This window comes from Salipiger bermudensis (assembly GCF_020171625.1).
Classification (GTDB): Bacteria; Pseudomonadota; Alphaproteobacteria; order Rhodobacterales; family Rhodobacteraceae; genus Salipiger; species Salipiger bermudensis_B.
Genome location: NZ_JAIUZY010000005.1, coordinates 151,083 through 176,359, shown reverse-complemented (window position 1 = coordinate 176,359; position 25,277 = coordinate 151,083). Strand labels below are relative to the sequence as shown.

Genomic DNA, 25,277 nt, shown 5'->3' with positions numbered 1-25,277 from the left:
CGGATGACGATCTACAATCTCGGCTCGATCAACGCGGATCTCGCGTATTCCGTGCCTCACCTGCCACTGCCGGGCGAGACGCTCGCGGCGTCGGAGATGATCCGCGGGCTCGGCGGCAAGGGCGCCAACATGTCGGTCGCCGCTGCCCGCGCGGCCGGGCGCGTGGTGCACCTCGGCGCCGTCGGCAAGGACGGCGGCTGGGCGGTCGAGCGGCTGATGGAGTACGGCGTCGACACCCGCCACATCGCCACGGTCGACGCGGCCACCGGCCATGCCATCATCCTCGTCGACGGGCAGGGCGAGAACTCGATCGTCATCCACCACGGCGCCAACCACGCGATCCCCGAAGAGCTTCTGGGCCGGGTGCTGGCGGATGCCGATACCGGCGACATCCTCCTGATGCAGAACGAGACCCTGTTGCAGCCCGAGGCGGCGCGCATGGCCCGCAAGCTCGGGCTGCGTGTCGCTTATGCCGCCGCCCCGTTCGAGCCGGAAGCAGCGCTGGCGGTGCTCGAGCACACCGATATCCTCGTGCTCAACGCCATCGAGATGGCCCAGCTCGAAGAGGCGACCGGGCTCGACCTGCCGCGCATGGGCGTGAAGACGGTGATCGTGACCGAGGGCGGGGACGGCTGCCGCATCCACCTCGCGGAGACCGGCTGGCAGCCCGAGCGCTTTGCCGCGCCCAAGGTCGATGCGGTGGACACGACCGGGGCGGGGGACACCTTCACCGGCTACCTGATCGCCGGCCTCGACCGCGGAATGCCGCTTCGTCAGGCGGTGGGCCTTGCGACACGGGCAGCGGCGATCATGGTGACCCGCCGCGGCACCGCCGATGTCATCCCCGACCTCAAGGACGTGCAGGACGCGAGGCTGGGCTGAGCCTCAGCCGCCGACGAAGGGCGCGTCGCTGCCCCAGAGCTGGCGCACGCGCTGGTCGCGGCCGCAGGCGTCGCGGTAGCGTACATAGGCCTTGGCCTTCGAGATCGGGCCGAAGCGCGACAGGATCAGGTCGTCGGACTTGTAGTAGTCCTGATGGTAGTCCTCGGCCTCGTAGAACGGCGCCGCCTGCAGGATCGGGGTCACGATGGTCTGACCGAGTGCTGCCTGTGCCTCTGCCTTGGCCTTCTCCGCGGCGGCCTTTTCGCCCGCATCAGAGACGAAAATCGCCGTGCGGTAGCTTTCGCCCCGGTCGCAGAACTGGCCGCCGGCATCGGTGGGATCGACCGAGCGGAAGAACATCTTGTAGAGCTGTTCGGCGCTCACCTCGGCGCTGTCATAGGTGATCTTCACCGCCTCGTAATGGCCGGTGCCGCCGCGGCTGACCTCCTTGTAGGTCGGGTTCTCCGTGCTGCCGCCGGTGTAGCCCGAGACCGCGCCAAGCACGCCGCGCACCTTCTCGAAATCGGCCTCGACGCACCAGAAGCAGCCGCCCGCCACGACGATGTCGCGGCGCTCTCCGGCCTCGGCCCGCTGCGACTGCACGCAAAGCCCCATGACGATCAGTGCGGATAGAATGATGCTGCGGAACATGACGCGTCCTCCCTTTGTCTCGTAGGCTGCGGCCTGCGCGCCGCGCAATCAATCGCTACAACGCCACCTCACCGCATGGTGAGCGCGCGTGACCCCTTTCGCCGGGCGCGAAACGCTCCTAGCGTGGGGCGCATGAACAAGGTCACGACACATCAGGCGCAGGACGATGCGCGCAACGAAGAGATCCTCATCTGGGTCAATGGCACGCTCAAGCCCAAGCCCGAGGCGCTGGTCTCGGTCTACGATTCCGGCTTCATGCTGGGCGACGGCATCTGGGAGGGGCTGCGGCTCTATGACGGGCGCTGGAGCTTCATCGACGAGCATCTCGACCGGCTGTTCGAGGCGGCGCTGGCCATCGACCTCGACATCGGCCTGACCCGGGTCGAGCTGCTGGAGGCGATCGAGGAGACGCGCGCTGCCAACGGCATGGTCACCGACGCGCATTGCCGCCTGATGGTGACGCGGGGCATCAAGACGCGGCCGTTCCAGCATCCGGGCCTGTCGGTGCAGGGGCCGACGGTCGTGATCCTGATGGAGCACTCACAGCCCTCGATCCCGCGCCCGATCCGGCTTGCCACCGTACCGCATCAGCGCGGCCTGCCGATGACGCAGGACCCCAAGCTCAACTCGCATTCCAAGCTCAACTGCATCCTCGCCTGCATCGCGGCCGAGAAGGCCGGCGCCGACGAGGCGCTGATGCTCGACGTGCATGGCTTCGTGAACACCACCAACGCCTGCAACTTCTTCATCGTGCGCAAGGGGGCGGTTTGGACCTCGACGGGCGATTACTGCATGAACGGCATCACGCGACAGAAGGTGATCGAGCTCTGCCGCGCCAACGACATCCCGGTGTATGAGCGCAATTACTCGCTGGTCGACACCTACGGCGCCGACGAGGCCTTCCTCACCGGCACCTTCGGGGCGCAGACCCCGGTGGGCGAGATCGACGGCCGCCGCATCGGCACGGGCGAGATGGGCCCGGTGACGAAACGCCTCCGGGCGCTCTACAAGGACCTTGTCACGTCATGAAGATCGCCATGTGGTCGGGCCCGCGGAACCTGTCGACCGCGATGATGTACGCCTTCGGCAATCGCGCCGATTTTCATGTCATCGATGAGCCGTTCTACGGACCATATCTGCGCATGACCGGGCTCGCGCATCCGATGGGCGACGAGATCATGGCCAGCCGCCCGGAGAGCGGTGAAGCGGTCTCGGCGCAGCTTTCGGGGCCGATCCCCGACGGCAAGCCACATGCCTATCACAAGCACATGTGCCAGCACATGATCCCCGGAATGCCGCGCGATTTCATCGCCGACTGCGTCAACGTCTTCCTGCTGCGCCATCCCGCGCGGGTGGTGGCGAGCTTCTCCAAGGGCTACGAGAACCCGACGGCCGCCGATATCGGCTTTGCCCTGCAGGCGGAGCTCTACGAGCATGTCCTGTCCCTCGGGCTGACCCCTTACGTCATCGACAGCGCCGACATCCGCCGCGATCCCGAGGGCAAGCTGAGGGCGCTTTGCGCGGCCATCGGTCTGCCGTTCGACCCGGCAATGCTGCGCTGGCCCGCGGGCGGCCACGCGCAGGACGGGGTCTGGGCGCCGCATTGGTACGCCTCGGTGCATCGCTCGACCGGGTTTGCCGGCCCGGAGGGGCCGCTGCCCGTGCTCGAGGGGCGGGCCAGGGCGCTCGCGGACGAGGCAATGGCGCCTTACGAGAGAATGCGCTCCGCGGCGCTCATCTGAATTTTTTCAATTTTTTCCGACCCTTTCTGAAACTGGGCGCCTCCGGTTGTCGTGTCTATGGGCAGATCGGGCGACATGCCGTTGCCCGCCAGAAGACGACAGGAGAGTATGATGAAGCATTTCGCAATCGCCGCCGCCCTGAGCCTGACCGCCGGTGCCGCCCTCGCGGACGACCACATGACCCCGATGGTCGAGGCTATGGACCAGAACGTCTCGAACGGTATCGTCAGCGCCGACAAGGTCGCCGCGAGCGAAAACGGCTGGCTCGTGGTGCACCGCACCGACGCCGAGATGAAGCCGGGCCCCGTGGTCGGCCACGCGCCGCTGCGCGCCGGCGAGACCATGGACGTGGCCGCGATCCTCACCGAAGAGGTCGCCTCGGGCGACATGCTCATGCTGATGGTGCACTCGGAAGAGGGCGGCATGGAAACCGGCATCTTCGAATACACGCTGGGCGCCAAGGAAGATGGCCCGGTCCGTGTGGACGGCGATCTGGTGATGACCACGATCACCGCCGAATGAGTTTCGCGTTACGAGTAGATGGTTTTCCGTAAAGAGTGACCGGTACCCGTAGCGAGTACCCGGAGGCCGCCCTTCCTGGCTCTATGACGGTCTTCGGTGCCGTCCCCGCTCTGGCCGCGGGGGCGGCGTTTTGGTCTTTGCCTCAGCGCAGCGCTTCACGTGTGACAGGGCATCTTTCGCCACCGTAGAGCCTGTTCAGCACCTCCGCGAAACACCGAGGCGCCTCGGGCACCGCCTCGAACAGCGTCATGCAGGACCGGACCTTGAGCGCGTCCACGGATCCGAGAATATCCTTCGGGTCTGTACCCTCGTGTCTAAGAAGAATATCAGTGACTTTCCGCAACCTGTGGCCGAGAACGGGGTGCGCGAGATAGGCCGCTGCCTCGTCCCGCCCGGACAGCCCGAAATGGCGGGCCATCTGCGAGCGGCCAAGACTGCCGAGTTGCGGGAACACGTACCAGATCCAGTGCGTGGTCTTTCGCCCGTCGCGCAGCTCGGCGAGGATCTGCGGCCAGTGGTTATCCTGTGCTGCGACGAAGTCCTGTAGCTCTGCCATGGTGTCCTCCGGCCAGTTGGGGCGCTGCCCCGCCCGCGCAAGCGCGGACTCCCCGGGATATTTTCGGCCAGAAGAGGCCATGAGGGAAGCGCCCCTGTCTTCTTCTGGCCCGAAATATCCCCGCCGGAGGCAGGCCTGCCCGTGCGGCCGGGCGCTCGGTCGGGGACAAGTGCGCTGTAGGGGGGCGTGTCAGTCGCGCGGTGCGGCGGCGCGGCTGAGGCGGTCGTTGATCGCGATGCCGAGGCCCACATGCGGCACCGGCATCACCGCAATGGTCGCGGCGCCGTCGGCGTCGAGCCGGTGCAGGTACTCGAACAGGTTCGCCGCCGCCTCGACCAGATCGCCCGACGGCGACAGGTTCAGATCGCAGTCTCCCTCGGTCCGCCCGAAGCCCAGCCGGGCCTCGCCCTCCTGCCAGTCGGCGGCGTTGAGCCGGACCCGGGCGCGCGGCGCGTAATGCGAGCTGAGCTGGCCGGGGGCCGAGATCTGCTCGCGGTCCTTGCGCTCCATCACCGGGCGGCCGAGCACCTCCGACAGCGTCTCGATGCCGATGCGGCCGGGGCGCAGCAGGGTGGGCTTGCCGGCAAGGCCGAGGATGGTCGATTCCAGCCCCACGTCGCAGCGCCCGCCGTCTAGCACGCCTTCGATGCGGCCATCGAGCGTGTCGAGAACATGCTCGGCGCGGGTCGGGCTGATCCGGCCCGAGCGGTTGGCCGAGGGCGCGGCCACTGGGCCGCCGAACTCGGTGAGCAGCGCGCGGGCCACCGGGTTGGCGGGCATCCGCACCGCCAGCGAGTCGAGCCCCGCCGTGACCAGCTTCGACACCGGCGCGCCCTCGCGCAGGGGCAGAACCATGGTGAGCGGGCCGGGCCAGAACGCCGTGGCGGCGGCCTCGGCCAGATCCGACCAGATCACCAGCGCCTTCACCGCATCGAGATCGGCGAGATGCACGATCAGCGGGTTGAACGAGGGTCGGCCCTTGGCCTCGTAGATCCGCGCCACCGCGCGGTCGTTGCAGGCATCGCCGCCGAGGCCGTAGACCGTCTCGGTCGGGAAGGCGAGCAGGCCGCCGCTGCGGAGGATCTCGGCCCCGCGGGCAAGCCCCTCGGGATCGGCCTGAAGGCGCTGGGTTGCGATCTCGCTCATGGAATTATGACGCCGCGTTTTGGTTGGACAGGGGCGCGGGGGCCAGTAGGCTCCCGGGCAAGAATTTGACGCTCTGACTATCCGAGCGCCGTGTCATTGCCAACCGGGATTGGACCCTGACCATGCCATATCGCGCCCCCGTCTCCGAATTCAGCTTCCTTCTCGACAAGGTCATCGGCTTCAGGGCCGTGCAGGAGACCGAGCGCTTCGCCGAGGCGAGCCCCGACATGGTGAGCGCCGTGCTGACCGAGGCGGGCCGGATGTGCGACGAGGTCATGGCGCCGCTGCAGCGCAACGGCGACCTGTACCCGGCGCTGCTCGAGAACGGCGTGGTGCGCAGCTCCAAGGGGTTCGACGCGGGCTACAGGGCGATCGCCGAGGGCGGATGGGTGGCGATCACCGCCGATCCCGCGCATGGCGGCATGGGCCTGCCGCTGACCGTGGCCACCGCGGTCAACGAGATGATGTCGGGCGCCTGCCTGTCGCTGCAGCTCAACCCGCTGCTGACCCAGGGCCAGATCGAGGCGCTGGAGCACCACGCCTCCGACGAGATGAAGGCGCTCTACCTGCCCAAGCTGATCTCGGGCGAGTGGTCCGGCACGATGAACCTGACCGAGCCGCAGGCGGGGTCGGACGTGGGCGCGCTGTCCACCAAGGCCGAGCCCAACGGCGATGGCACCTACGCCATCAGCGGGCAGAAGATCTATATTTCGTGGGGCGATTCGGATCTGGTCGAGAATGTCTGCCACCTGGTGCTGGCGCGGCTGCCCGATGCAACGCCGGGCACCAAGGGCATCAGCCTGTTCATGGTGCCGAAGTACCTGCCCGACGAGTCCGGCAATCCGGGCGTGGCCAACACGCTCAAGGTGGTCAGCCTCGAGCACAAGATGGGCCTGCATGGCAGCCCGACCTGCGTGATGTCCTACGAGGGCGCCACGGGCTGGATCGTCGGCGAACCCGGCGGCGGCATGAAGGCGATGTTCACGATGATGAACAACGCCCGTCTCGGCGTCGGCGGTCAGGGCGTGGGTGCGGCGGAGGGCGCCTACCAGCACGCGCTGGCCTTTGCCAACGAGCGCAAGCAGGGCAAGAACGACCACGACACCATCATCGGCCATGCCGATGTGCGCCGGATGCTGGCCACGATGAAGGCCGAGATCCTCGCCGCGCGCGCCATCGCGCTCGATTGCGCGGTGTCGATCGACATGGGCCGCGCCACCGGCGCGCCGGAGTGGACGGCGCGGGCGGCGTTCCTGACCCCGATCGCCAAGGCCTTCGGAACCGATATCGGCTGCGAAGTCTCGGAGATGGGCGTGCAGGTGCATGGCGGCATGGGCTATGTCGAGGAAAGCGGCGCGGCGCAGTTCTATCGCGACGTGCGGGTGACGGCGATCTACGAGGGCACCAACGGCATCCAGGCGATGGACATGGTCGGTCGCAAGCTGATGGATGGCGGCGAGGCGGCGACCCGTCTGCTCGACGAGATCGAGGCCGAGGCCGAAGCCGCCAAGGGCACCATGCCCGAGCTGGCCGCGGCGGTCTGGGAGGCCGCCGAGACCCTGCGCGAGACCACCGAGTGGCTGGTCGGTCGCGCGATGCCGGAGCGGTTCGGCACCGCGGTGCCCTATCTCCGCGCCTTTGCCCGGGTGCTCGGCGGGCATTACCACCTGCGCGCGGCGATGGCCGATCCGGACGGCAGCCACGGCAAGCTGGCGCGGTTCTACATCACCCGGCTGCTGCCCGAGCATGTGGGCCTGCTGGCGCATGTGCGCGCCGCGGACGGGGATCTGATGGCCATCTCGCCCGACGATCTCGCGGCGTGAGCCGATGACCACCGGCATCCGATATCCGTTCGAGGCGCCGCCCGAGCCAGGCACCGCCATTGAGGTCGCCGAGGGCGTACTGTGGATGCGGATGCCGCTGCCGATGGCGCTCGATCACGTCAATGTCTACGCGCTCGACGACGGCGACGGCTGGACGGTGATCGACACCGGGTTTGCCGCGCCCCGCAGCCGCGCGCTCTGGGAGACGCTGCTGGACGGGCCGCTGAAGGGAAAGCCGGTGCGCCGGGTGCTCGTCACCCATCATCACCCGGACCACGTGGGCCTCGCGGGCTGGTTTCAGGAACGCGGGGCCGAGCTGCTGACAACCCGCACCGCCTGGCTCTTCGCCCGGATGCTGACGCTTGACGAGGCGGACCGGCCTTCGCCCGCGGAGCTGGCGTACTGGCGGCGCTGCGGCATGGAGCCCGAGATGTTCGACCGGCGCGCCGAGGCGCGACCGTTCAATTTCTGCGATTGCGTCTGGCCAATGCCGCTGGGCTTCACCCGCATCCGACAGGGCGACCGGCTCGAGATCGGCGGGCGGAGCTGGGACGTGCATATCGGCGATGGCCACGCGCCCGAACACGCGACGCTGTGGTCGTGCGATGACAACCTCGTTCTGGCCGGGGATCAGATCCTCTCGACCATCAGCTCCAATCTCGGCGTCTACGCTACCGAGCCCGAGGCCGATCCGGTGGCGGAGTGGCTCGAGTCCTGCGAGCGGCTGTCAGAGCTGGCGCGGCCGGAGCACCTCGTGCTGGGCGGACACAAGCTGCCTTTCACAGGGTTGCCGTTCCGCATGGCGCAGCTGATCGAGAACCACCATTCGGCGCTCGACCGTCTGCACGGCTACCTCGCTGAGCCGAAGGCGGCGGCGGCGTGCTTTCCGGTGCTGTTCAAGCGCCGCATCGGAGAGGCCGAGTACGGGCTCGCCCTGGTCGAAGCGATGGCGCATTGCCTGCATCTCTGGCACGCGGGCCGCGCCTCGCGCGAGATCCGCGAGGATGGCGCGTGGATCTGGCAGGCGGTCTGATCCGAAAGCGGTGCCGAAAGATACCCGCAAACCGCGGCTTTTGGGCAGGTGACAGGGGCCGGGAAATCCGCTAGTCAACACAACGACAACAGAAATGCCACAGGGACGGATCTGGAGATGGCTGAGCACAAGCTGGGAACCATGGACATCACCGCGCAGGAAAAGACTTTCCACGGGTTCATCAAGTTCGTCATTCGCACACTTTACGTGATCTTCGCGATCCTCGTCATTCTGATGATTTTCGGCGCCTGACGCGCCGTTTTCCCACGACCACCTCAGGAGCACGCTCGGATGACGTTCAGAGCCGCCATTCTCGCCGGCCTGGCGGCGCTGTCGCTTGCCGGCTGCACCACGCCTAGCGCCCACACGCCCAACGCCACCGCGGCCGAGATTGCCAAGGTCGCCTATCGGCATGACGGGCCGCCCGCGATCACGCTTTATACCATGATCAACAACCGCAGCGATGCCGGCGCGCATTCGAGCATGATGATCAACGCGCCGTCGCAGCGGGTGATCTTCGATCCCGCGGGCTCGGTGCGGGCAAGCTGGCTGGTCGAGGCGGATGACGTGATCTACGGCGTCACGCCGAAAATCGCCGAGGTCTACGAGGGCGCCCACGCGCGCGAGACCTACCGCGTCCGGGTGCAGCGAATCGAGGTTCCGCCGGAGGTCGCCGAGAAGGCACTGCGCCTGGTGCAGAGCTACGGTGCGGTGTCGCAGTCGCAATGCACCGTGGCCACGTCCGGCGTGCTCAAGCAGCTGCCGGGCTTCGAATCCATCAGTGGCACCTGGTTCCCGAACAAGCTTGCCGACCAGCTGGCGCGGATACCGGGCGTCGAGGATCGCGTGGTGCGTGACACCGATGGCGACGACAAGCAGGTGGCCATCGCCGCCTATGGCGAGGAACTCGGCGCGGTCGCTCAGCCGAACCAGTAAAGCCCGCCGACCAGCGTGACCGCGCCGAACAGCATCGCGAGGAGCGGGTTCTTGAAATAGAACCCGACGGCGAGCGCCACCGCCGCCGCGGTCAGCCGGACCGGCTCGGGCTGGCCGTCATTGGCGGGCGGGAAGACGATCAGCGGTGCGATCAGCGCCGGCAGGACCGACACCGCGGTGTAGCGCAGGTGGCGCATCAGCCAGGCCGGAATCGGGCGGTCTCCGACCAGCCCGAGGAAGGCGAAGCGCAGCCCGAAGCTGCCCAGCCCCAGCCCGATGATGACAATCCAAAGCTCGGTACGGTCGATCATGCGGCCTCACTCCGGCGTTCGATCTCGGCGCCGGCCATCATGCCGAGCAGCGCCGCGACCAGCAGGCCGAGATTGTAGGGAAGGAAGGCGAAGAGCAGCGCCGAGACCGAGGCCACCAGCGCCGCCGCGCCATGGGCGCCGGTGCGCAGCGCCGGGCCGATCAGCGCGAAGAAGGCGATTGGCATGGCGAAGTCGAGCCCGGTCTCGAGCGAGATCTGCGCCCCCACCACGGCCCCGATCACGGTGAAGCCATACCAAAGCGGACAGATCGGCGTGACCGTCCCCATGAAATAGGCGAAGCGCTCGGCATTGGTCATGTCGGGCTCGCGCTCGTATTTCACGATCCCCAGCGCATAGGCCTGATCGACGAGGAAATACGCCACCACGCCGCGCTTCCACAACGGCAGGTGTCCAAGATAGGGCGTCAGCGAGGCCGAGTACATCGCCATGCGCAGGTTCACCGCCAGCGCCGAGGCCAGCACCACCAGCGTGGGCGCCTGATCCTGCATCAGCTGAAGCGCGGTGAACTGCGCCGCGCCGGCGATCACCGCCACCGAGAAGGCAAGCGCCTCGATCACGTTGAGCCCGGCGCTCTTCGCGAGCACGCCGAACACCATGGCAAAGGGCGCGATGACGAGGATGAACGGCGCCCCGTCGCGCAGACCTTTGAGATAGCTTGACCGAAGGTCGCCCGTGTTCATCGCGGGACTCCGTTTTAGGGGAACACGTCTGACCTAACGAACGGCACGTTGATATGCAATCGCGCTGCCCCGGAGGGCGCGCAGACTCGCTTGTGCACGAATGCAGGATCCGGGTGGTCCGACAGCGGCGCGGCGGGGGCACGCGCGCCCCGCCGCAGCGCCATTGCGTCAGTCGAAGGTGCCCGCGACCCGTCCGAGCAGCATGAAGGCGCGCGAGGAGCGGGTATTGGCCAGCTCGGTGATCTCGGCATCGCTGGCCTCGGGCGCGAAACGGGCCACCCCCTTGTCGAACAGCCGCAGGAAGTGATGCGCCGCGTCGCGGAAGATCGGGTCCTGCTTCATGCGCGCCGTGGTCAGGGTCAGGGAGGACCGGTCGCGCACGCCGCCGATGGCCGCGATCTCGCGGCCGCGGGTGCCCTCGGCAAAGGCGCGCCAGAGCTCGGGGCGGGCAAGGTCGGGGCGCAGGTCGTCCATGTAAATGCCGTCCTGGCTCAGGAGCGTCAGCACGTCCTGCGCCGCCTGGATCAGCTGCGCGGCCTGCCGGTCCTTGAGGGCGCGGCGCAGTGCGGCGAAGCCCTCATCGTCCTCGGCGGTCTCGGGGAAGTTCAGCGCGCGGATGAAATCGGCATTGGCCAGCGGCGGCTGCAGCGCCTCGGCGGGCGTGCCGAGCGACAGCCGGGGCTGGTCGTCGCCAGCCTGCGGCTCGGGCTGCGGCGCCGGGGCCAGCGTCGGCTGGCCGGACCCGCCCTGCGCCACGGCAAAGCGCGCCAGCGTGGTCTCGGTCTTGCGCTGCGCGGCGGCGAGCTCATCGAGCTTCTTGGCGAGCGAGGCGGTCCCGGCGTCTTTCCGTCCGGCCTGCGCCTGCGAGATATAGGCATTGCGGATCGCGTCGATCGCCGACTGCAGCCGGGCGCTTTCCTCGCGCATGATGCGGCTGGCCCGGGCCGCGGTGGCCGCGACCCAGATCATCGCCACCGGCATGAACATCACCATCATCGACAGGAGGAAGCGCAGACCCTCCGTGCCCTCGCCGCCGAACGAGAGGAAGAACACGCCCGACAGCACCAGCCATCCCAGGCTGAGCGCAATCGCCGTGATCTCGATGCCGGTGATGCCGGGGGCTCGGGGCCGGTCGTAGATCCCCAGAGGGGTTGAGCGGCTGTCTTTGCTGTCGGCCATCTGGCGCGGACCTTACTTGTAGTCGATGCTGAGGATCTCGTAGCTTTTCTCGCCACCAGGCGTGCGCACTTCGACGCTGTCGCCCTCCTCCTTGCCGATCAGGGCGCGGGCGATCGGCGATTTGACGTTGAGAAGGCCCTTGTCGATATTGGCCTCGTGCTCGCCGACGATCTGCCAGGTCTTCTCTTCGTCGGTGTCCTCGTCGACGACCTTGACGGTGGCGCCGAACTTGACCGAGCCGCTCAGCTTGGTCGGGTCGATGACCTCGGCGAGGCTCATCACCGCCTCGATCTCCTTGATCCGGCCTTCGATGAAGCCCTGCTTCTCGCGCGCCGAGTGATACTCGGCATTCTCTTTCAGATCGCCGAGTTCGCGCGCCTCCGCGATCGCCTGGATCACGGCGGGGCGCTCCTTGCTCTTGAGCGTCTTCAATTCGGTTTCGAGCGCGGTAAAGCCCGCGCGGGTGATCAGTATCTTTTCCAAGGAGGGGGCTCCTGAACGTACGGTTCGTGCATTCCAGTCTGAGTATGGCACATAACGTGTCTGAGGCCCCCCAAGTCAAGTGGTGAGGCGGCCGACCGGCGGCGCTTTGCGCCTCGTCCGGGCGGATCGGTGCCGTCAGGCGGGGCAGAACAACTGCGACAAACGCCCTGTAGAGCGGCGGCAATCGCGGTTCCGGATTGTCACGACGCGGTGTTTTTATTGACCTTTGCCGGACTGCCGCGCTACCTCGATGCGAAAGAAAATTTCAAATACAGCCAGCGGAGGGTTCGGCATGTCCGAGATCGAGCGCGAGTCTATGGAATACGATGTGGTGATTGTTGGGGCGGGGCCTGCCGGCCTCTCTGCGGCAATCCGCCTGAAGCAGCTTGATGCCGATCTCGAGGTCGTCGTGCTCGAGAAGGGCTCGGAGGTCGGCGCCCATATCCTGTCCGGCGCGGTGCTCGATCCCTGCGGTCTCGACGCGCTGATCCCCGACTGGAAGGAGAAGGGCGCGCCTGTCACCGTCCCGGTTACCGAGGACAAGTTCTACGTGCTGGGCGAGAGCGGCAAGATGGGCATTCCCCACTGGCCGATGCCGCCGTTCATGTCGAACGAGGGCAACTACATCGTCTCGATGGGCAATGTCTGCCGCTGGATGGCGGAGCAGGCCGAGGCGCTCGGGGTCGAGATCTTTCCGGGCATGTCCTGCTCGGAGCTGGTCTATGGCGACGATGGCTCGGTGAAGGGCGTGATGGCCGGCGAGTTCGGCAAGAACCCCGACGGCACCGCCGGACCGGGCTACGAGCCGGGCATGGAGCTGCACGGCAAGTACGTGTTCCTCTCCGAGGGCGTGCGCGGGTCGCTGTCGAAAGAGGTGATCGCCAAGTACAACCTCTCCGACGGCAAGGAGCCGCAGAAGTTCGGCCTCGGGATGAAGGAGATCTGGGAGATCGACCCCGCCAAGCACAAGGAAGGCCGGGTCGAGCACACCATGGGCTGGCCGCTGGGCGGCAACGCCGGCGGCGGCGCCTTCATCTACCACCTCGACAACAACCAGGTGTATGTCGGCTTCGTGGTGCACCTGAACTACAAGAACCCGTACCTGTTCCCCTACATGGAGTTCCAGCGCTTCAAGCATCACCCGCACGTGGCGGCGCTGCTCGAGGGCGGCAAGCGCGTGGCCTACGGTGCGCGGGCGATTTCGGAGGGCGGCTACCAGTCGATGCCGAAGATGGTCGCGCCGGGCGTGGCGCTGCTGGGCTGCTCGGTGGGCATGGTCAACGTCCCGCGCATCAAGGGCAACCACAACGCCATGCTCTCGGGCAAGGCGGCGGCCGAGGCGGCCTACGAGGCGCTGCAGGCGGGCCGTGCCTCGGACGAGCTGAACGACTACGAGACCGAGGTGCGCGAGGGCGCCATCGGCAAGGATCTGTGGAAGGTGCGCAACGTCAAGCCGATGTGGTCGAAGTGGGGCATGACGGCCTCGCTCGCCATGGGCGGTCTCGACATGTGGACCAACCAGTTGGGCTTCTCGCTGTTCGGCACCATGGACCACGGCAAGACCGATGCGGCGGCGACCGAACCGGCCAACCAGCACAAGCCGATCGACTATCCCAAGCCCGACGGCAAGCTGAGCTTCGACCGCCTGACCAACGTGTCGTTCTCGTTCACCAACCACGAGGAAAGCCAGCCCTGCCACCTGCGTCTCAAGGACGAGGATGTGCCGGTGGCGGTGGATTACGCCAGCTATGCCGGCCCGTCACAGCGCTACTGCCCGGCGGGGGTCTACGAGTTCGTCGAGGACGAGGGCAAGCCGCGCTTCGTGATCAACTTCCAGAACTGCGTGCACTGCAAGACCTGCGACATCAAGGACCCGGCCCAGAACATCAAGTGGACGGTCCCGCAGGGCGGCGACGGCCCGAACTATCCCAACATGTGACGGCGCCTACGCCGCGTTGCATATGGCAGAGCCCCGGACGGTGTCCGGGGCTTTGTCTTGTCTGGGTTTTGCCCTTGCAACGGGGTTGCGAGTTCCGCTAAAGGGGTCGACGGAGAGGTGGCCGAGTGGTCGAAGGCGCACGCCTGGAAAGTGTGTAGGCGGGAAACCGTCTCGAGGGTTCGAATCCCTTCCTCTCCGCCACTTACACTTGGCACATACGAAAACAGGTCCCGCGCGGGGCCTTTTTTTATGCCTGGATGAGGTGGGGGCATCCCCCCTTCCGAGGCGGCCCGGTCGATCTGCCGACGCCCACCGCCAAGCATCCCCCATGAGATGAGCCGCCCAAGGCCGATGGGCGCAAGGGCGGCGCTCCGGGAGCGGCGCGCTTCGGGACTCAGACGGGAATGCGGGTGGTGTGCTTGACGCGGCGCAGCACGAACATGGTCGAGGCGGTCGCGACGCAATCCAGCTCGTGGATGCGGGTCATCAGGATGTTCTCGAGATCGGGGATATCCTTCACCACGATATGCAGCAGGTAATCCCAGTCGCCCGAGATCGAGTAGACCTCGACGATCGCGGGCTCGAGGTCCATCGCGCGCTGGAACGCCGAGCGCGCGTCGGCGTCCTGCGCCTTCATCCGCACCTGACAGAAGGCATCCATGCCGCGACCGACCTTGGCCGGATCGACAAGGCGCACCGGCGCGCTGACCACGCCGGCCTCTTCCATCTCGCGCAGGCGGCGCCAGCAGGTGGCGCTCGAACTGTTGGTCTGCCGCGCAAGCTCGCTCATGCTGATCGAGGCGTCGGATTGCAGGATGGCGAGCATTCGCGATTCGAGGATGGATAACTGTGTCATGGCGTTCAGTTTTGTCAGAGTTATGAAATAATCATTTCAGCAATAGGGCAAAACTGATCCTATAAGAGATGCGGTTTCAGCGGCAAGCCTTACTCTTCCCACAAAGGACACGGCCATGCCGTGACGAGCTTTGGGAGGAGCCGATGACCGATCAGACACCCATCCTGCGCGACTACGAGCTGTCGGACCGCTACACCCGCACCGAGGGCAGAGTTTTCCTGACCGGCACGCAGGCCATCCTGCGCATCGCGCTTGATCAGGCCCGCCGCGACAAGGCCGCGGGCCTCGACACGCGCGGGCTCATCTCCGGCTATCGCGGCTCGCCGGTCGGCGGAATCGACCTCGAGGTGTCGCGCAATCGCGCGCTGGTGGAGGCCGAGGGGATCGGCTTCGTGCCCGCCGTCAACGAAGAGCTTGGCGCGACCCAGATCATCGGCACGCAGCAGGTCGAAACCGATTCGGACCGCACCTGCGAGGGGGTCTTCGGCCTCTGGTACGGCAAGGGGCCGGGCGTGGACCGGGCCGGGGATGCGCTCAAGCACGGCAACGCCTACGGGTCCTCGCCGCATGGCGGGGTGCTGGTGGTGGCCGGGGACGACCACGGCTGCGTCTCGTCCTCGATGCCGCACCAGTCCGATGTCGCCTTCATGAATTTCTTCATGCCGACGATCAATCCGGCCAACGTGGCCGAGTTCCTTAGCTTTGCCGAATGGGGATACGCGCTGTCGCGGTTTTCCGGCATGTGGGTCGGGTTCAAGGCGATCTCGGAGACCGTCGAATCCGGCATGTCCTTCGAGCTGCCAAAGCCCCGCGCCTTTGCGGCGCCCGACTTCGAGCCTCCGGAAAGCGGGCTGCACTATCGCTGGCCGGACCTTCCGGGTCCGCAGATCGAGGAGCGCATGGAGGCCAAGAAGGCGGCGGTGCTTGCCTTTGCGCGCGCCAATCCGATCGATCGCAGCGAATGGGGGCATGAGGCGCAGTTCGGCATCGTCACCACCGGCAAGTCGCATCTCGACGTGCTCGAGGCGCTGCGGCTGCTGGGCATCGACGAGGCGCGCGCCGCGGAGTTCGGCCTCGACATCTACAAGGTCGGCATGGTCTGGCCGCTGGAACACGAGGGCGCGCTGGCCTTTGCCAAGGACAAGCGCGAACTTCTGGTCATCGAGGAAAAGCGCGGCATCATCGAAAGCCAGCTCAAGGAGTATTTCTACGACTTCCCGGGCCAGAAGCCGGAGCGTATGGTCGGCAAGCGCGACGAGGCGGGCCAGCGTCTGATCCCCTGGACGCACGAGCTGGGCGCCGTCATGCTCGCCCGACACATCGCGGCCCGGCTGGAGCGCAATTTTCCCGAGCTCGACCTTGTGCGCAAGGCGGCGGACGTGGTGCCCGCGCCCGCGCCGATCCTCGTGGAAGGGGCGGCGCGCACGCCCTATTTCTGCTCGGGATGCCCGCACAACACCTCGACCAAGGTGCCCGAGGGCAGCCAGGCGCTGGCGGGGATCGGCTGTCACTTCATGGCAAGCTGGATGAACCGCAACACCACCTCGCTGATCCAGATGGGCGGCGAGGGGGTGAATTGGGTGGCCCGCTCGAAGTACAACGGCAACAAGCACGTGTTCCAGAACCTCGGCGACGGCACCTATTACCACTCCGGCTCGCTGGCGGTGCGGCAGGCGATCGCCGCGGGGACCAACATCACCTACAAGATCCTGTTCAACGACGCCGTGGCGATGACCGGCGGGCAGGATGTCGACGGCCCGCTGAGCGTTGCGGCGATCGCGCAGTCGATGGTGTCGGAAGGGGCCCGGAAGGTGGTTGTCGTGTCCGACGACCCCGAGGCGATGCGCCGCGAGGCGCTGCCGGCGGGCGTGCCGGTCGAGCATCGTCGCGATCTCGACCGGGTGCAGCGCGAGCTGCGCGACATCCCCGGCACCACCGTCCTGATCTATCAGCAGACCTGCGCCACCGAGAAGCGCCGCCTGCGCAAGCGCGGCAAGATGGAGGACCCGAAGAAATTCGCGGTGATCAACCCGCTGGTCTGCGAGGGCTGCGGCGATTGCTCGGTGGAATCCAACTGCCTGAGCGTCGAGCCGCTGGAGACCGAGTTCGGTCGCAAGCGGAAGATCAACCTCAACACCTGCAACAAGGATTTCACCTGCCTCAACGGCTTCTGCCCGAGCTTCGTCACCGTCGAGGGCGCGACGCTGAAGAAACCGGCGGCGGCCGGGAAGGAAGCGCTCGCCCGGCTGCAGCCGGATCTGCCGCTGCCTGAGCTGCCCGCGCTGTCCCAGCCTTGGGACATCCTCGTCACCGGCGTCGGCGGCACCGGGGTGGTCACCGTCGGCCAGCTCATCGCGATGGCGGCGAACCTCGAGGAGAAGGGGGCATCGGTGCTCGACTTCATGGGGTTTGCGCAGAAATTCGGCCCGGTGCTGAGCTACCTGCGCGTGGCGGCCTCGGAATCGGCGCTGAACCAGGTGAAGATCGAGCCCAGCTCGGCGCATGCGCTGATCGGGTGCGACCTGGTGGTCAGCTCGTCGCCAAAGGCCTCTGCCGCCTACCGGAAGGGCGAGACGCGGGCGGTGGTCAACACCGCCGTGATGCCGACCGGCGATCTGGTCCAGAACCGCGACGCCGATCTCAACGCGGGCGCCCGGCTGGAGGCCATCCGTGCCACCGTCGATGCGTCCACGCTTCAGAGCTTCGACGCCAACTCGCTTGCCGAAGCGCTGCTCGGGGACAGCGTCTTTGCCAACGTGATGATCCTCGGCGCGGCATGGCAGGCGGGGCTGGTGCCGCTAGGCCTCGAGGCGCTGATGCGGGCCATCGAGCTCAACGGCGTGAAGCCCGAGCAGAACAAGGACGCGTTCACCTGGGGGCGGCTGCTGGTGCATGACCGCGCCGCGGTCGAGCGCACGGCCGACCTGCCGGCAAGCCCGGTGCTGAGCCTCGACGAGATGATCGCGCGGCGCGCCGACTTCCTGACCGGCTACCAGAATGATCGCTGGGCGCGGGACTACCTGCGCGAGATCGGCAAGGTCCGCGAGGCCGAGACCGCCGCCACCGGCGCAGCCGGGGCCCTCACCGAGGCTGCGGCCAAGGGTCTTTTCAAGCTCATGTCCTACAAGGACGAGTACGAGGTGGCGCGGCTGCACACGCGGACCGGCTTTGACGACACGCTCGCCGCGCGCTTCGAGGGACCGTTCAAGGTGGTCCACCACCTGGCGCCGCCGGTTCTTTCCAGTGGCAAGGATTCCCGCGGTCGCCCTCTCAAGCGCGCGTTCGGGCCGTGGATCCGCCCCGCGATGGGGGTTCTCGCCAGGATGAAAGGGCTGCGCGGGACACCGCTCGATCTTTTCGGCTACAGTGAAGAGCGAAAGATGGAGCGGGCGCTCATCGGCGAGTACCGCGCCTTGCTGCACCGCCTCACCCACGATCTCACCCAAGAGAACCGCGAGGCGCGCGCGACACAGGCCGCGCTGGTGATGGAGATCCGCGGCTTCGGGCCGGTGAAGCAGGCTGCGGCAACGCGGGTTCGGGCGCAAATGGCAGAGCTGTCCGGCGATAGCGGCACGCAGATTGGCGATAGCGCGACAATCGTGTGACATATCGCCGGGGCTGGCGTAGACTGGGGCGGCGCCGCATCGGGCGCTGCCGCAGGAGGGCAAGTCATGACCGAGGCCGTTACGACAGACGCGCGTGCCCTTTCGACCGAGCCATCGGCCCTTGCCGAGCTTGCGGCGACGGAGGCCCCGCGCGCCCCGGCCTTCATCGTCACCATCTACGGCGATGTGGTCGAGCCGCGTGGCGGTATGCTCTGGATGGGCACCCTGATCGAGTGCTGCGCGCGTCACGGGCTGAACGAAAGCCTCGTGCGCACGGCGGTCTCCCGTCTCGTGGGGGCTGGGCGGCTGGAGGGGGTCCGGATCGGGCGGCGCAGCTTTTACCGCCTGTCCGAACCGGCGCGCGCCGAGTTCCGCGAGGCCGCGCGTTTGCTTTTCGCGCCTCCGCCGGAGCCGGAAGACTGGATGCTGTGCCTGTCGGACGCGCTGCGCGACGTCGATCTGCCGCTGCCCTGGGCGCGGCTGGCGCCCACGGTCGCGCTGGCGCCCAATCGCGAGGATATCGCGCCGGTAGCCGGTGTCCTGATGCGGGCGAAGCAGCTCGAGGGCCACGGGGATCTCGGGGAGCTCGCCTCGGAGCGATGGGGTCTTCCCGGGGTGGCCGAGGCCTATGCGCGGTTCCTTGCCCGGCATGGGGCGGTGCGCGATCTGCTGTCCGGGTCGGAGCCGCTGTCGCCGGAGGACGCGCTCGCCCTGCGGCTGCGGCTGGTGCACGACTATCGCAACGCGGCCCTCAGCGATCCGCGTCTGCCGCGCGCCGCCTGTCCGCAGGACTGGCCCGCCGACGATGCCCGCAGGCTGTTCGTCGAGGCCTATGTCGGGCTCTCGAAGCGCGCGGAGACGCATGTGGGCGCGAGTTTTCTCAGCCCGGACGGGCATCTCGCGGCAAGCAACGAGGAAACCGAGCGCCGGCTGTTCCAGCTTCGGCGGGAAGCGGCCGCGTAAGCGGAAAGGGTGGCGAAATCCTCCACACATCACGCCCACACTAATTTGTTTCTTAACATGTGCCGTAAGCTGTGCTATTTCGTTGACCGATCGGTCGATCTTTGATGGCCGATCCTGATTCTTGAGGGAGGAGGATACGGATGTCCGAGGCATTCATCTGCGACGCGATACGCACACCCGTCGGCCGATATGGCGGGGCGCTTTCGTCGGTCCGCGCTGACGATCTGGCCGCCGTGCCGCTGGCCGCCCTGATGGCGCGCAATGCCTCGGTGGACTGGGCCGGCGTCGACGACATCATTCTCGGCTGTGCCAACCAGGCTGGCGAAGACAACCGCAACGTCGCCCGCATGGCCGGGCTGCTGGCCGGCCTCCCGATCGAGGTGCCGGGCACGACGGTCAACCGCCTCTGCGGGTCTGGCATGGACGCGATCGGCCTTGCCGCCCGCACCATCCGCGCTGGCGACGGCGACCTCCTGCTTGCCGGTGGCGTTGAAAGCATGAGCCGCGCGCCTTTCGTGATGGCCAAGGCCACCTCGGCCTTCTCGCGCAATGCCGAGATGTACGACACCACCATCGGCTGGCGGTTCAAGAACCCCAAGCTCGACAAGGCGTTCGGCACCCATTCGATGCCCGAAACCGCCGACAACGTGGCCGAGGACTACGGCATCAGCCGCACCGATCAGGATGCATTTGCCGTCCGCTCGCAGGATCGCTGGGAGGCCGCGCAGAAGGCCGGCGTGTTTGCCGAGGAGATCGTCCCGGTGACGATCCCCCAGCGCAAGGGCGATCCGCTGGTCGTGGACACCGACGAGCATCCGCGCCCCGGCACCACGGTCGACAAGCTGGGCAAGCTGCGGGGCGTCAATGGCCCCGATCTCAGCGTCACGGCGGGCAACGCGTCCGGCGTCAATGACGGTGCGGCGGGGGTGATCGTCGCCTCCGAGACGGCGGCGTCGAAGAACGGACTGACCCCGCAGGCGCGCGTCGTGGCCATGGCGGCAGCGGGCGTCGCGCCCCGCGTCATGGGGATGGGGCCGGTTCCGGCGACCCGCCGCGTGCTCGCCCGCGCCGGGCTGACGCTCGACCAGATGGACGTCATCGAGCTCAACGAGGCCTTCGCGGCGCAGGGCCTTGCGGTGCTGCGCGAGCTGGGCCTGCCCGATGACGCGCCGCATGTGAATGCCAATGGCGGCGCCATCGCCATCGGCCATCCGCTGGGCATGTCCGGCGCGCGGCTGGTTCTGACTGCGACCCGGCAGCTGCATCGGACCGGTGGCCGCTACGCCCTGTGCACCATGTGCGTGGGCGTGGGGCAGGGGATCGCGATGATCCTCGAACGTATCTGACCCCTTCAGGAGGAGGCACGACCATGTATGCACAGATGGTGAAATCGGAAGGCATGAAGTCGCTCGAGGAGATGAGCCCCGAGGAGCGCGCCTTTCAGGAGCGGGTCGACCGCGGCGAGAAGATCGAACCCAAGGAGTGGATGCCAGAAGGCTACCGCAAGACGCTGATCCGTCAGATCGGCCAGCACGCCCACTCTGAAATCGTCGGGCAGCTGCCCGAGGGCAACTGGATCACCCGCGCGCCGACGCTCGAGCGCAAGGCGATCCTGCTGGCCAAGGTGCAGGACGAGGCCGGGCACGGGCTCTACCTCTACTCCGCCGCCGAGACGCTGGGCGTGTCGCGCGACGAGCTTTTCGAAAAGCTGCACTCTGGCGCGATGAAATACAGCTCGATCTTCAACTATCCCACGCTGACATGGGCCGACATGGGCGCGGTGGGCTGGCTGGTCGACGGCGCGGCGATCATGAACCAGGTGCCGCTGCAGCGCACCTCCTACGGGCCCTACAGCCGCGCGATGATCCGCATCTGCAAGGAAGAGAGCTTCCACCAGCGGCAGGGCTACGCGATCATGATGAAGATGGCGCAGGGCACGCCCGAGCAGAAGGAAATGGCGCAGGATGCGCTGAACCGCTTCTGGTACCCCTCGCTGATGATGTTCGGCCCGTCCGACAAGGACTCGGTGCACTCCGCGCAGTCGATGGCGTGGAAGATCAAGATGAACACCAACGACGAGCTGCGCCAGAAATTCGTCGACGAAACGGTGCCGCAGGCCGAGTACCTCGGCCTGACCGTGCCCGACGAGACCCTGACGTGGAACGAGGAGCGCGGTCACTACGATTTCGCCGAGCCCGACTGGAACGAGTTCTTCGAGGTGATCAAGGGCAATGGCCCCTGCAACGAAGAGCGTCTCGGCGCACGCCGCGAGGCCTGGGACAAAGGGGCGTGGTTCCGTGACGGGCTGACCGCCTATGCCGACAAGGCCGCTGCGCGCCGCGCGGCATCGAACGTGGCCGCCGAGTAAGCGCGCGCATTGAGGAGGATGTGACATGACCAAGAAAGAATGGCCGCTCTGGGAGATCTTCATTCGGGGCCAGCACGGGCTGAATCACCGCCACGTCGGCAGCCTACACGCGCCGGATGCCGAAATGGCGATCCGGAACGCCCGCGACGTCTACACCCGCCGCAAGGAGGGCGTGTCGATCTGGGTGGTGCCCTCATCCGAGATCACCGCCTCGACGCCGTCCGAGAAGGGCCCGCTCTTCGATCCGGCGGAGAGCAAGGTCTACCGCCATCCGACCTTCTTCGACATCCCCGATGAAGTGGGGCACATGTGATGCCCTCGCTTCCCGATGCCGCCACGCCGGACGTGGTCGCGCTCGCCGAGCGCGCCGCCGCCGAACATCATCACGATCCGCATGTCGCGGACGTGGCTCTGAAACCCGCCTTCTTCGACTGGCTGTGCCGGATGGGGGACAATTCGCTGATCCTCGGGCACCGCATCTCGGAATGGTGCGGCCATGGACCGGTGCTGGAAGAGGACATTGCGTTGGCCAACACCGCGCTCGACCTGATCGGGCAGACCCAGATGTGGCTTGGCCTTGCCGCCGAGGTCGAGGCGGACGGGCGCGATGCCGACGATCTGGCATTCCTTCGCGACGCGATGAAGTTCCGCAACCTGAAGCTGGTCGAGCTGCCGAACGGCGACATGGCGGTGACGCTCATGCGCGAGTTCCTCTTCGATGCCTTCCATTACGAGCTGCTGACGGCGCTCACCATATCCTCCAGCCCGCGCGTCGCCGAGATCGCCGCAAAGGCGCTGAAGGAGGTGTCCTATCACCTCGAGCGGTCCTCAGATCTTGTGGTCCGGCTGGGCGACGGCACTGAGGAGAGCCACACCCGGATGCAGGCGGCACTGAACAAGCTCTGGCCCTACACCGGCGAGATGTTCGCCGCCGATGCGGTGGACGAGGCCGTGGCCGAGGCCGGCATCGCGCCGGCGCTCGCGGATCTGCTGCCGCTCTGGCAGCGCACCGTGGCAGATGTGCTGGAGGAGGCGACGCTGGTGCAGCCCGAGCAGCGCTTCGATGCGCAAACCGGCGGCAAGCAGGGACGGCACACCGAGCACCTCGGCTACATCCTTGCCCAGATGCAGTTCCTGCAGCGCGCCTACCCGGGCGCCAGCTGGTAAGCCGGTGAGTGCGGTTCTGCTATCCACCAAGCAGGTCTGGGACTGGCTGGGCGAGGTCCCGGACCCCGAGATCCCCGTGGTCTCGGTCACCGAACTGGGCATCGTGCGCGAGGTCCGCTGGGAGGGCGAGACGCTGGTGGTGGCGGTGACGCCGACTTATTCCGGCTGCCCGGCGACGGGGGTCATCGACCTGATGATCGAGACCCAGCTGCGCGACAAGGGCATCACCGACCTGCGGCTCGAACGGCGCCTGTCGCCGCCCTGGACCACCGACTGGGTGACCGAGGCGGCGCGCGACAAGCTGCGCGCCTACGGCATCGCACCACCGGTGGACGGCACTGCCTCGGACGGTCTCATGACGGGACGCGCGGCGCGGCTGTCGGGCCGGTCGAACCTGGTGATCGCCTGCCCGCGCTGCGGCTCGTCGCACACCGAGCGGGTCAGCCAGTACGGCTCGACCCCCTGCAAGGCCAGCTACCGCTGCCGCGACTGCCTCGAGCCCTTCGATTACTTCAAGTGCCACTGAGCCATTCCGGTGCCCCGGCGGGGCATCGCCTGTGCATTTCCCTGTCCAGACAGGAGGAGGTCTGACATGCCCCGTTTCCATCCCCTCGAAGTGACCGATGTGCGCCGCGAGACCCGCGACGCCGTGGTCGTCACGCTCAAGCCGCGCGCCGAAGACGCCGAGAGTTTCGGCTTCACCCAGGGCCAATACCTGACCTTCCGCCGCGAGTTCGACGGCGAGGAGCTGCGGCGGTCCTACTCGATCTGCGCCGGTCTCGACGAAGGGTGCCTCAAGGTCGGGATCAAGCGCGTCGACGGCGGCGCCTTCTCGACCTGGGCCAACGAAAATCTGAAACCCGGTGACACGCTCGACGCGATGGTGCCGCAGGGGCGGTTCTTCACCGTGCTCGATCCGTCGAGCGCCAAGAGCTACCTCGGGTTCGCCGGCGGCTCGGGGATCACGCCGGTGCTGTCGATCATCAAGACCGTGCTGTCGCGTGAGCCGAACGCCACTTTCACGCTGGTCTACGCCAACCGGCAGGTCGGCTCGATCATGTTCCGCGAGGAACTGGAAGACCTCAAGAACACCTATCTCGGTCGCTTCTCGGTGATCCACATCCTCGAGAGCGAGGGGCAGGAGATCGACCTCTTCACCGGGCGCATCGACGCCGAGAAGATGGAGATGCTGTTCCGCCTCTGGATCGATGCGACCAGCGTCGACACCGCGTTCATCTGCGGGCCCGAGCCGATGATGCTGACCATCGCGGAAAGCCTGCGTCAGGCCGGGCTCTCGGACGATCAGATCAAGTTCGAGCTGTTCGCCTCGTCGCAGCCGGGCCGGGCCAAGAAACGCGCGGTGTCGCAGCAGGCCGCCGCCGCCGGCAACACCTGCGAGGTGTCTGTCACGCTCGACGGCGCGACGCGGGTGTTCCAGATGCCGAAGGATGGCACCGCGGTGCTGGATGCGGCGATCGAGAACAACATGGACGCGCCCTATTCGTGCAAGGCCGGCGTCTGTTCGACCTGCCGCGCCAAGGTGCTTGAGGGCGAGGTCGAGATGGAGATCAACCACGCGCTCGAGGATTACGAGGTGCGCGCCGGCTACGTGCTGTCGTGCCAGTGCATTCCGCTCTCCGACAAAGTGGTGCTCAGCTATGACGAATGACACCGACACCATGCCCATCGCCGACTACCTCGCGCAGGGCGGCAAGCTGACCTCGCCCGAGAACGTGCCGCCGCGCTACCGTGGCGAGCTTCTGCGGCTGATGTCCTCCTTCGTCGACAGCGAGCTGGCGGGATCGGCGGGCTTTGCCGGGGCGATCAACTGGGCGCCGGGGATCAAGGCGCGCATCGCCGCGAGCCGGATCACGCTGGAAAAGGCCGACCATGCCGAGCGGGTGCTGGACCTGATGGAGGGCTTCGGCACCGACAAGGCGCTGTATGAACGCGCCCACGACTGGGCCGCGCGCGAGACTCGCGACAGCACGCTCGAGGCGAAACGCCACGGCGGCGACATGCGGCTCTCGGTCTTCCACTACCCGCTGACCGGCTGGACCGACGCGGTGGTGATGAACGTGCTCATGGGGCTGGCCACGCACCATGCCGTGGGAGAGATGGCGCGCTGCTCCTACCAGCCTCTGGCCGAGGTGATGAGAGAGATCCTGCCGCGCGAAACGCGGCACATGGAACTTGGGGTCGAGGGGCTCGAACGGATCGGGGCGACGGAGGAGGCGAAGACCTCGGTCGCCTACTGGATGCCGCGCGTCGCCGAGACCTTCGGACCGGCGATCTCGGAGCGCTTCGAGAAGCAGAAGGCCATGGGCCTGCGCCACACCGACAACGAGACGCTGCGCACTGCGTGGCGCAGCGAGGCGGAGAGCGTGCTCTCCGACCTCGGACTGAACTGAACA

General features: G+C 67.1%; 26 protein-coding genes and 1 tRNA gene. 19 read left to right on the top strand and 8 right to left on the bottom strand.

Annotation, left to right across the window (positions count from 1 at the left end; translation table 11 throughout):
• Positions 1–3 precede the first annotated feature (3 nt).
• Positions 4–882 (top strand): ribokinase, encoded by an 879-nt coding sequence (locus tag LCM15_RS10285; protein WP_224856059.1) that lies wholly within the window; start codon positions 4–6, stop codon positions 880–882.
• Between the two features lie 3 nt (positions 883–885).
• On the opposite strand, the gene msrA is transcribed toward LCM15_RS10285, so the two are convergent.
• Positions 886–1,533, bottom strand: a complete 648-nt coding sequence (gene msrA / locus LCM15_RS10280; protein ID WP_224856057.1) for a peptide-methionine (S)-S-oxide reductase MsrA — start codon at positions 1,531–1,533, stop codon at positions 886–888.
• A 132-nt stretch (positions 1,534–1,665) separates the two neighbouring features.
• Here msrA and LCM15_RS10275 point away from each other — a divergent pair, with 132 nt between their 5' ends.
• From LCM15_RS10275 to LCM15_RS10265, 3 genes are all read left to right on the top strand, one after another.
• Positions 1,666–2,562, top strand: coding sequence for a D-amino acid aminotransferase (locus LCM15_RS10275; protein WP_224856055.1), 897 nt, complete (start codon positions 1,666–1,668; stop codon positions 2,560–2,562).
• Entirely contained in the window at positions 2,559–3,275 is a 717-nt protein-coding gene (locus LCM15_RS10270) for a sulfotransferase (RefSeq protein ID WP_224856053.1), read from the top strand. The genes LCM15_RS10275 and LCM15_RS10270 overlap by 4 nt, the downstream gene beginning before the upstream one ends.
• 111 nt (positions 3,276–3,386) lie before the next feature.
• Positions 3,387–3,797, top strand: coding sequence for a hypothetical protein (locus LCM15_RS10265; RefSeq protein ID WP_224856051.1), 411 nt, complete (start codon positions 3,387–3,389; stop codon positions 3,795–3,797).
• Positions 3,798–3,939: 142 nt separating this feature from the next.
• Here the strand turns inward: LCM15_RS10265 and LCM15_RS10260 are convergent, their stop codons facing one another.
• A complete protein-coding gene (locus LCM15_RS10260; RefSeq protein WP_224856049.1) occupies positions 3,940–4,353 on the bottom strand; it encodes a DUF1810 domain-containing protein in 414 nt (137 codons plus the stop codon).
• Positions 4,354–4,542: 189 nt separating this feature from the next.
• A complete protein-coding gene (locus LCM15_RS10255; protein WP_224856047.1) occupies positions 4,543–5,499 on the bottom strand; it encodes an L-threonylcarbamoyladenylate synthase in 957 nt (318 codons plus the stop codon).
• 122 nt (positions 5,500–5,621) lie between these two features.
• Here LCM15_RS10255 and LCM15_RS10250 point away from each other — a divergent pair, with 122 nt between their 5' ends.
• From LCM15_RS10250 to LCM15_RS10235, 4 genes are all read left to right on the top strand, one after another.
• On the top strand, positions 5,622–7,322 hold the full coding sequence (locus LCM15_RS10250; RefSeq protein WP_224856045.1) for an acyl-CoA dehydrogenase: 1,701 nt from the start codon (positions 5,622–5,624) through the stop codon (positions 7,320–7,322).
• Positions 7,323–7,326: 4 nt separating this feature from the next.
• Positions 7,327–8,355 (top strand): MBL fold metallo-hydrolase, encoded by a 1,029-nt coding sequence (locus LCM15_RS10245; protein ID WP_224856043.1) that lies wholly within the window; start codon positions 7,327–7,329, stop codon positions 8,353–8,355.
• A 117-nt stretch (positions 8,356–8,472) separates the two neighbouring features.
• Positions 8,473–8,607: an aa3-type cytochrome c oxidase subunit IV gene (locus LCM15_RS10240; protein ID WP_224856041.1), complete on the top strand. Its 135-nt coding sequence runs from the start codon at positions 8,473–8,475 to the stop codon at positions 8,605–8,607.
• Positions 8,608–8,646: 39 nt separating this feature from the next.
• Positions 8,647–9,291, top strand: a complete 645-nt coding sequence (locus tag LCM15_RS10235) for a hypothetical protein (protein WP_224856039.1) — start codon at positions 8,647–8,649, stop codon at positions 9,289–9,291.
• On the opposite strand, the gene LCM15_RS10230 is transcribed toward LCM15_RS10235, so the two are convergent.
• The 4 genes from LCM15_RS10230 to greA form a co-directional block, all read right to left on the bottom strand.
• Entirely contained in the window at positions 9,276–9,602 is a 327-nt protein-coding gene (locus LCM15_RS10230) for an AzlD domain-containing protein (RefSeq protein ID WP_224856037.1), read from the bottom strand. The two genes, LCM15_RS10235 and LCM15_RS10230, sit on opposite strands and share 16 nt — an antisense overlap.
• On the bottom strand, positions 9,599–10,303 hold the full coding sequence (locus LCM15_RS10225; protein ID WP_224856036.1) for an AzlC family ABC transporter permease: 705 nt from the start codon (positions 10,301–10,303) through the stop codon (positions 9,599–9,601). The genes LCM15_RS10230 and LCM15_RS10225 overlap by 4 nt, the downstream gene beginning before the upstream one ends.
• Before the next feature lie 168 nt (positions 10,304–10,471).
• On the bottom strand, positions 10,472–11,482 hold the full coding sequence (locus LCM15_RS10220) for a hypothetical protein (protein ID WP_224856034.1): 1,011 nt from the start codon (positions 11,480–11,482) through the stop codon (positions 10,472–10,474).
• Positions 11,483–11,494: 12 nt separating this feature from the next.
• Entirely contained in the window at positions 11,495–11,965 is a 471-nt protein-coding gene (gene greA / locus LCM15_RS10215; RefSeq protein ID WP_224856031.1) for a transcription elongation factor GreA, read from the bottom strand.
• A 292-nt stretch (positions 11,966–12,257) separates the two neighbouring features.
• Between greA and LCM15_RS10210 the strand changes: the two genes are divergently transcribed.
• Positions 12,258–13,904 (top strand): electron transfer flavoprotein-ubiquinone oxidoreductase, encoded by a 1,647-nt coding sequence (locus tag LCM15_RS10210; protein WP_224856029.1) that lies wholly within the window; start codon positions 12,258–12,260, stop codon positions 13,902–13,904.
• 111 nt (positions 13,905–14,015) lie between these two features.
• Positions 14,016–14,105 (top strand) — tRNA-Ser (locus LCM15_RS10205).
• A gap of 193 nt (positions 14,106–14,298) precedes the next feature.
• Here the strand turns inward: LCM15_RS10205 and LCM15_RS10200 are convergent.
• Positions 14,299–14,760, bottom strand: coding sequence for an Lrp/AsnC family transcriptional regulator (locus tag LCM15_RS10200; RefSeq protein WP_224856027.1), 462 nt, complete (start codon positions 14,758–14,760; stop codon positions 14,299–14,301).
• Between the two features lie 143 nt (positions 14,761–14,903).
• On the opposite strand from LCM15_RS10200, the gene LCM15_RS10195 reads away from it, so the two are divergent.
• From LCM15_RS10195 to LCM15_RS10155, 9 genes are all read left to right on the top strand, one after another.
• Entirely contained in the window at positions 14,904–18,365 is a 3,462-nt protein-coding gene (locus LCM15_RS10195; protein ID WP_224856025.1) for an indolepyruvate ferredoxin oxidoreductase family protein, read from the top strand.
• Positions 18,366–18,431: 66 nt separating this feature from the next.
• A complete protein-coding gene (locus LCM15_RS10190; protein WP_224856023.1) occupies positions 18,432–19,328 on the top strand; it encodes a PaaX family transcriptional regulator C-terminal domain-containing protein in 897 nt (298 codons plus the stop codon).
• Between the two features lie 140 nt (positions 19,329–19,468).
• Positions 19,469–20,674 carry a 3-oxoadipyl-CoA thiolase gene (gene pcaF / locus LCM15_RS10185; protein WP_224856021.1) on the top strand — a complete coding sequence of 402 codons (1,206 nt, stop codon included), beginning with the start codon at positions 19,469–19,471 and terminating at the stop codon, positions 20,672–20,674.
• A gap of 23 nt (positions 20,675–20,697) precedes the next feature.
• Complete coding sequence (gene paaA / locus LCM15_RS10180) at positions 20,698–21,696, top strand: 1,2-phenylacetyl-CoA epoxidase subunit PaaA (RefSeq protein ID WP_224856019.1); 999 nt, start codon at positions 20,698–20,700, stop codon at positions 21,694–21,696.
• Positions 21,697–21,721: 25 nt separating this feature from the next.
• Entirely contained in the window at positions 21,722–22,009 is a 288-nt protein-coding gene (paaB, locus tag LCM15_RS10175) for a 1,2-phenylacetyl-CoA epoxidase subunit PaaB (protein ID WP_224856017.1), read from the top strand.
• Positions 22,009–22,863 carry a 1,2-phenylacetyl-CoA epoxidase subunit PaaC gene (paaC, locus tag LCM15_RS10170; RefSeq protein ID WP_224856015.1) on the top strand — a complete coding sequence of 285 codons (855 nt, stop codon included), beginning with the start codon at positions 22,009–22,011 and terminating at the stop codon, positions 22,861–22,863. Before paaB ends, paaC begins: the two co-directional genes overlap by 1 nt.
• A 4-nt stretch (positions 22,864–22,867) precedes the next feature.
• Positions 22,868–23,389, top strand: coding sequence for a 1,2-phenylacetyl-CoA epoxidase subunit PaaD (gene paaD, locus LCM15_RS10165; protein ID WP_224856013.1), 522 nt, complete (start codon positions 22,868–22,870; stop codon positions 23,387–23,389).
• A gap of 66 nt (positions 23,390–23,455) precedes the next feature.
• Positions 23,456–24,532 carry a 1,2-phenylacetyl-CoA epoxidase subunit PaaE gene (gene paaE, locus LCM15_RS10160; RefSeq protein ID WP_224856011.1) on the top strand — a complete coding sequence of 359 codons (1,077 nt, stop codon included), beginning with the start codon at positions 23,456–23,458 and terminating at the stop codon, positions 24,530–24,532.
• Positions 24,522–25,274: a Phenylacetic acid catabolic protein gene (locus tag LCM15_RS10155; protein ID WP_224856009.1), complete on the top strand. Its 753-nt coding sequence runs from the start codon at positions 24,522–24,524 to the stop codon at positions 25,272–25,274. Before paaE ends, LCM15_RS10155 begins: the two co-directional genes overlap by 11 nt.
• The last annotated feature ends 3 nt before the right edge of the window (positions 25,275–25,277 follow it).

Coding starts and splice junctions, on each gene's coding strand:
- LCM15_RS10285 (WP_224856059.1), top strand. CDS start 4: ATGACGATCTACAATCTCGGCTCGATCAACGCGGATCTCGCGTATTCC.
- msrA (WP_224856057.1), bottom strand. CDS start 1,533: ATGTTCCGCAGCATCATTCTATCCGCACTGATCGTCATGGGGCTTTGC.
- LCM15_RS10275 (WP_224856055.1), top strand. CDS start 1,666: ATGAACAAGGTCACGACACATCAGGCGCAGGACGATGCGCGCAACGAA.
- LCM15_RS10270 (WP_224856053.1), top strand. CDS start 2,559: ATGAAGATCGCCATGTGGTCGGGCCCGCGGAACCTGTCGACCGCGATG.
- LCM15_RS10265 (WP_224856051.1), top strand. CDS start 3,387: ATGAAGCATTTCGCAATCGCCGCCGCCCTGAGCCTGACCGCCGGTGCC.
- LCM15_RS10260 (WP_224856049.1), bottom strand. CDS start 4,353: ATGGCAGAGCTACAGGACTTCGTCGCAGCACAGGATAACCACTGGCCG.
- LCM15_RS10255 (WP_224856047.1), bottom strand. CDS start 5,499: ATGAGCGAGATCGCAACCCAGCGCCTTCAGGCCGATCCCGAGGGGCTT.
- LCM15_RS10250 (WP_224856045.1), top strand. CDS start 5,622: ATGCCATATCGCGCCCCCGTCTCCGAATTCAGCTTCCTTCTCGACAAG.
- LCM15_RS10245 (WP_224856043.1), top strand. CDS start 7,327: ATGACCACCGGCATCCGATATCCGTTCGAGGCGCCGCCCGAGCCAGGC.
- LCM15_RS10240 (WP_224856041.1), top strand. CDS start 8,473: ATGGCTGAGCACAAGCTGGGAACCATGGACATCACCGCGCAGGAAAAG.
- LCM15_RS10235 (WP_224856039.1), top strand. CDS start 8,647: ATGACGTTCAGAGCCGCCATTCTCGCCGGCCTGGCGGCGCTGTCGCTT.
- LCM15_RS10230 (WP_224856037.1), bottom strand. CDS start 9,602: ATGATCGACCGTACCGAGCTTTGGATTGTCATCATCGGGCTGGGGCTG.
- LCM15_RS10225 (WP_224856036.1), bottom strand. CDS start 10,303: ATGAACACGGGCGACCTTCGGTCAAGCTATCTCAAAGGTCTGCGCGAC.
- LCM15_RS10220 (WP_224856034.1), bottom strand. CDS start 11,482: ATGGCCGACAGCAAAGACAGCCGCTCAACCCCTCTGGGGATCTACGAC.
- LCM15_RS10210 (WP_224856029.1), top strand. CDS start 12,258: ATGTCCGAGATCGAGCGCGAGTCTATGGAATACGATGTGGTGATTGTT.
- LCM15_RS10200 (WP_224856027.1), bottom strand. CDS start 14,760: ATGACACAGTTATCCATCCTCGAATCGCGAATGCTCGCCATCCTGCAA.
- LCM15_RS10195 (WP_224856025.1), top strand. CDS start 14,904: ATGACCGATCAGACACCCATCCTGCGCGACTACGAGCTGTCGGACCGC.
- LCM15_RS10190 (WP_224856023.1), top strand. CDS start 18,432: ATGACCGAGGCCGTTACGACAGACGCGCGTGCCCTTTCGACCGAGCCA.
- pcaF (WP_224856021.1), top strand. CDS start 19,469: ATGTCCGAGGCATTCATCTGCGACGCGATACGCACACCCGTCGGCCGA.
- paaA (WP_224856019.1), top strand. CDS start 20,698: ATGTATGCACAGATGGTGAAATCGGAAGGCATGAAGTCGCTCGAGGAG.
- paaB (WP_224856017.1), top strand. CDS start 21,722: ATGACCAAGAAAGAATGGCCGCTCTGGGAGATCTTCATTCGGGGCCAG.
- paaC (WP_224856015.1), top strand. CDS start 22,009: ATGCCCTCGCTTCCCGATGCCGCCACGCCGGACGTGGTCGCGCTCGCC.
- paaE (WP_224856011.1), top strand. CDS start 23,456: ATGCCCCGTTTCCATCCCCTCGAAGTGACCGATGTGCGCCGCGAGACC.
- LCM15_RS10155 (WP_224856009.1), top strand. CDS start 24,522: ATGACGAATGACACCGACACCATGCCCATCGCCGACTACCTCGCGCAG.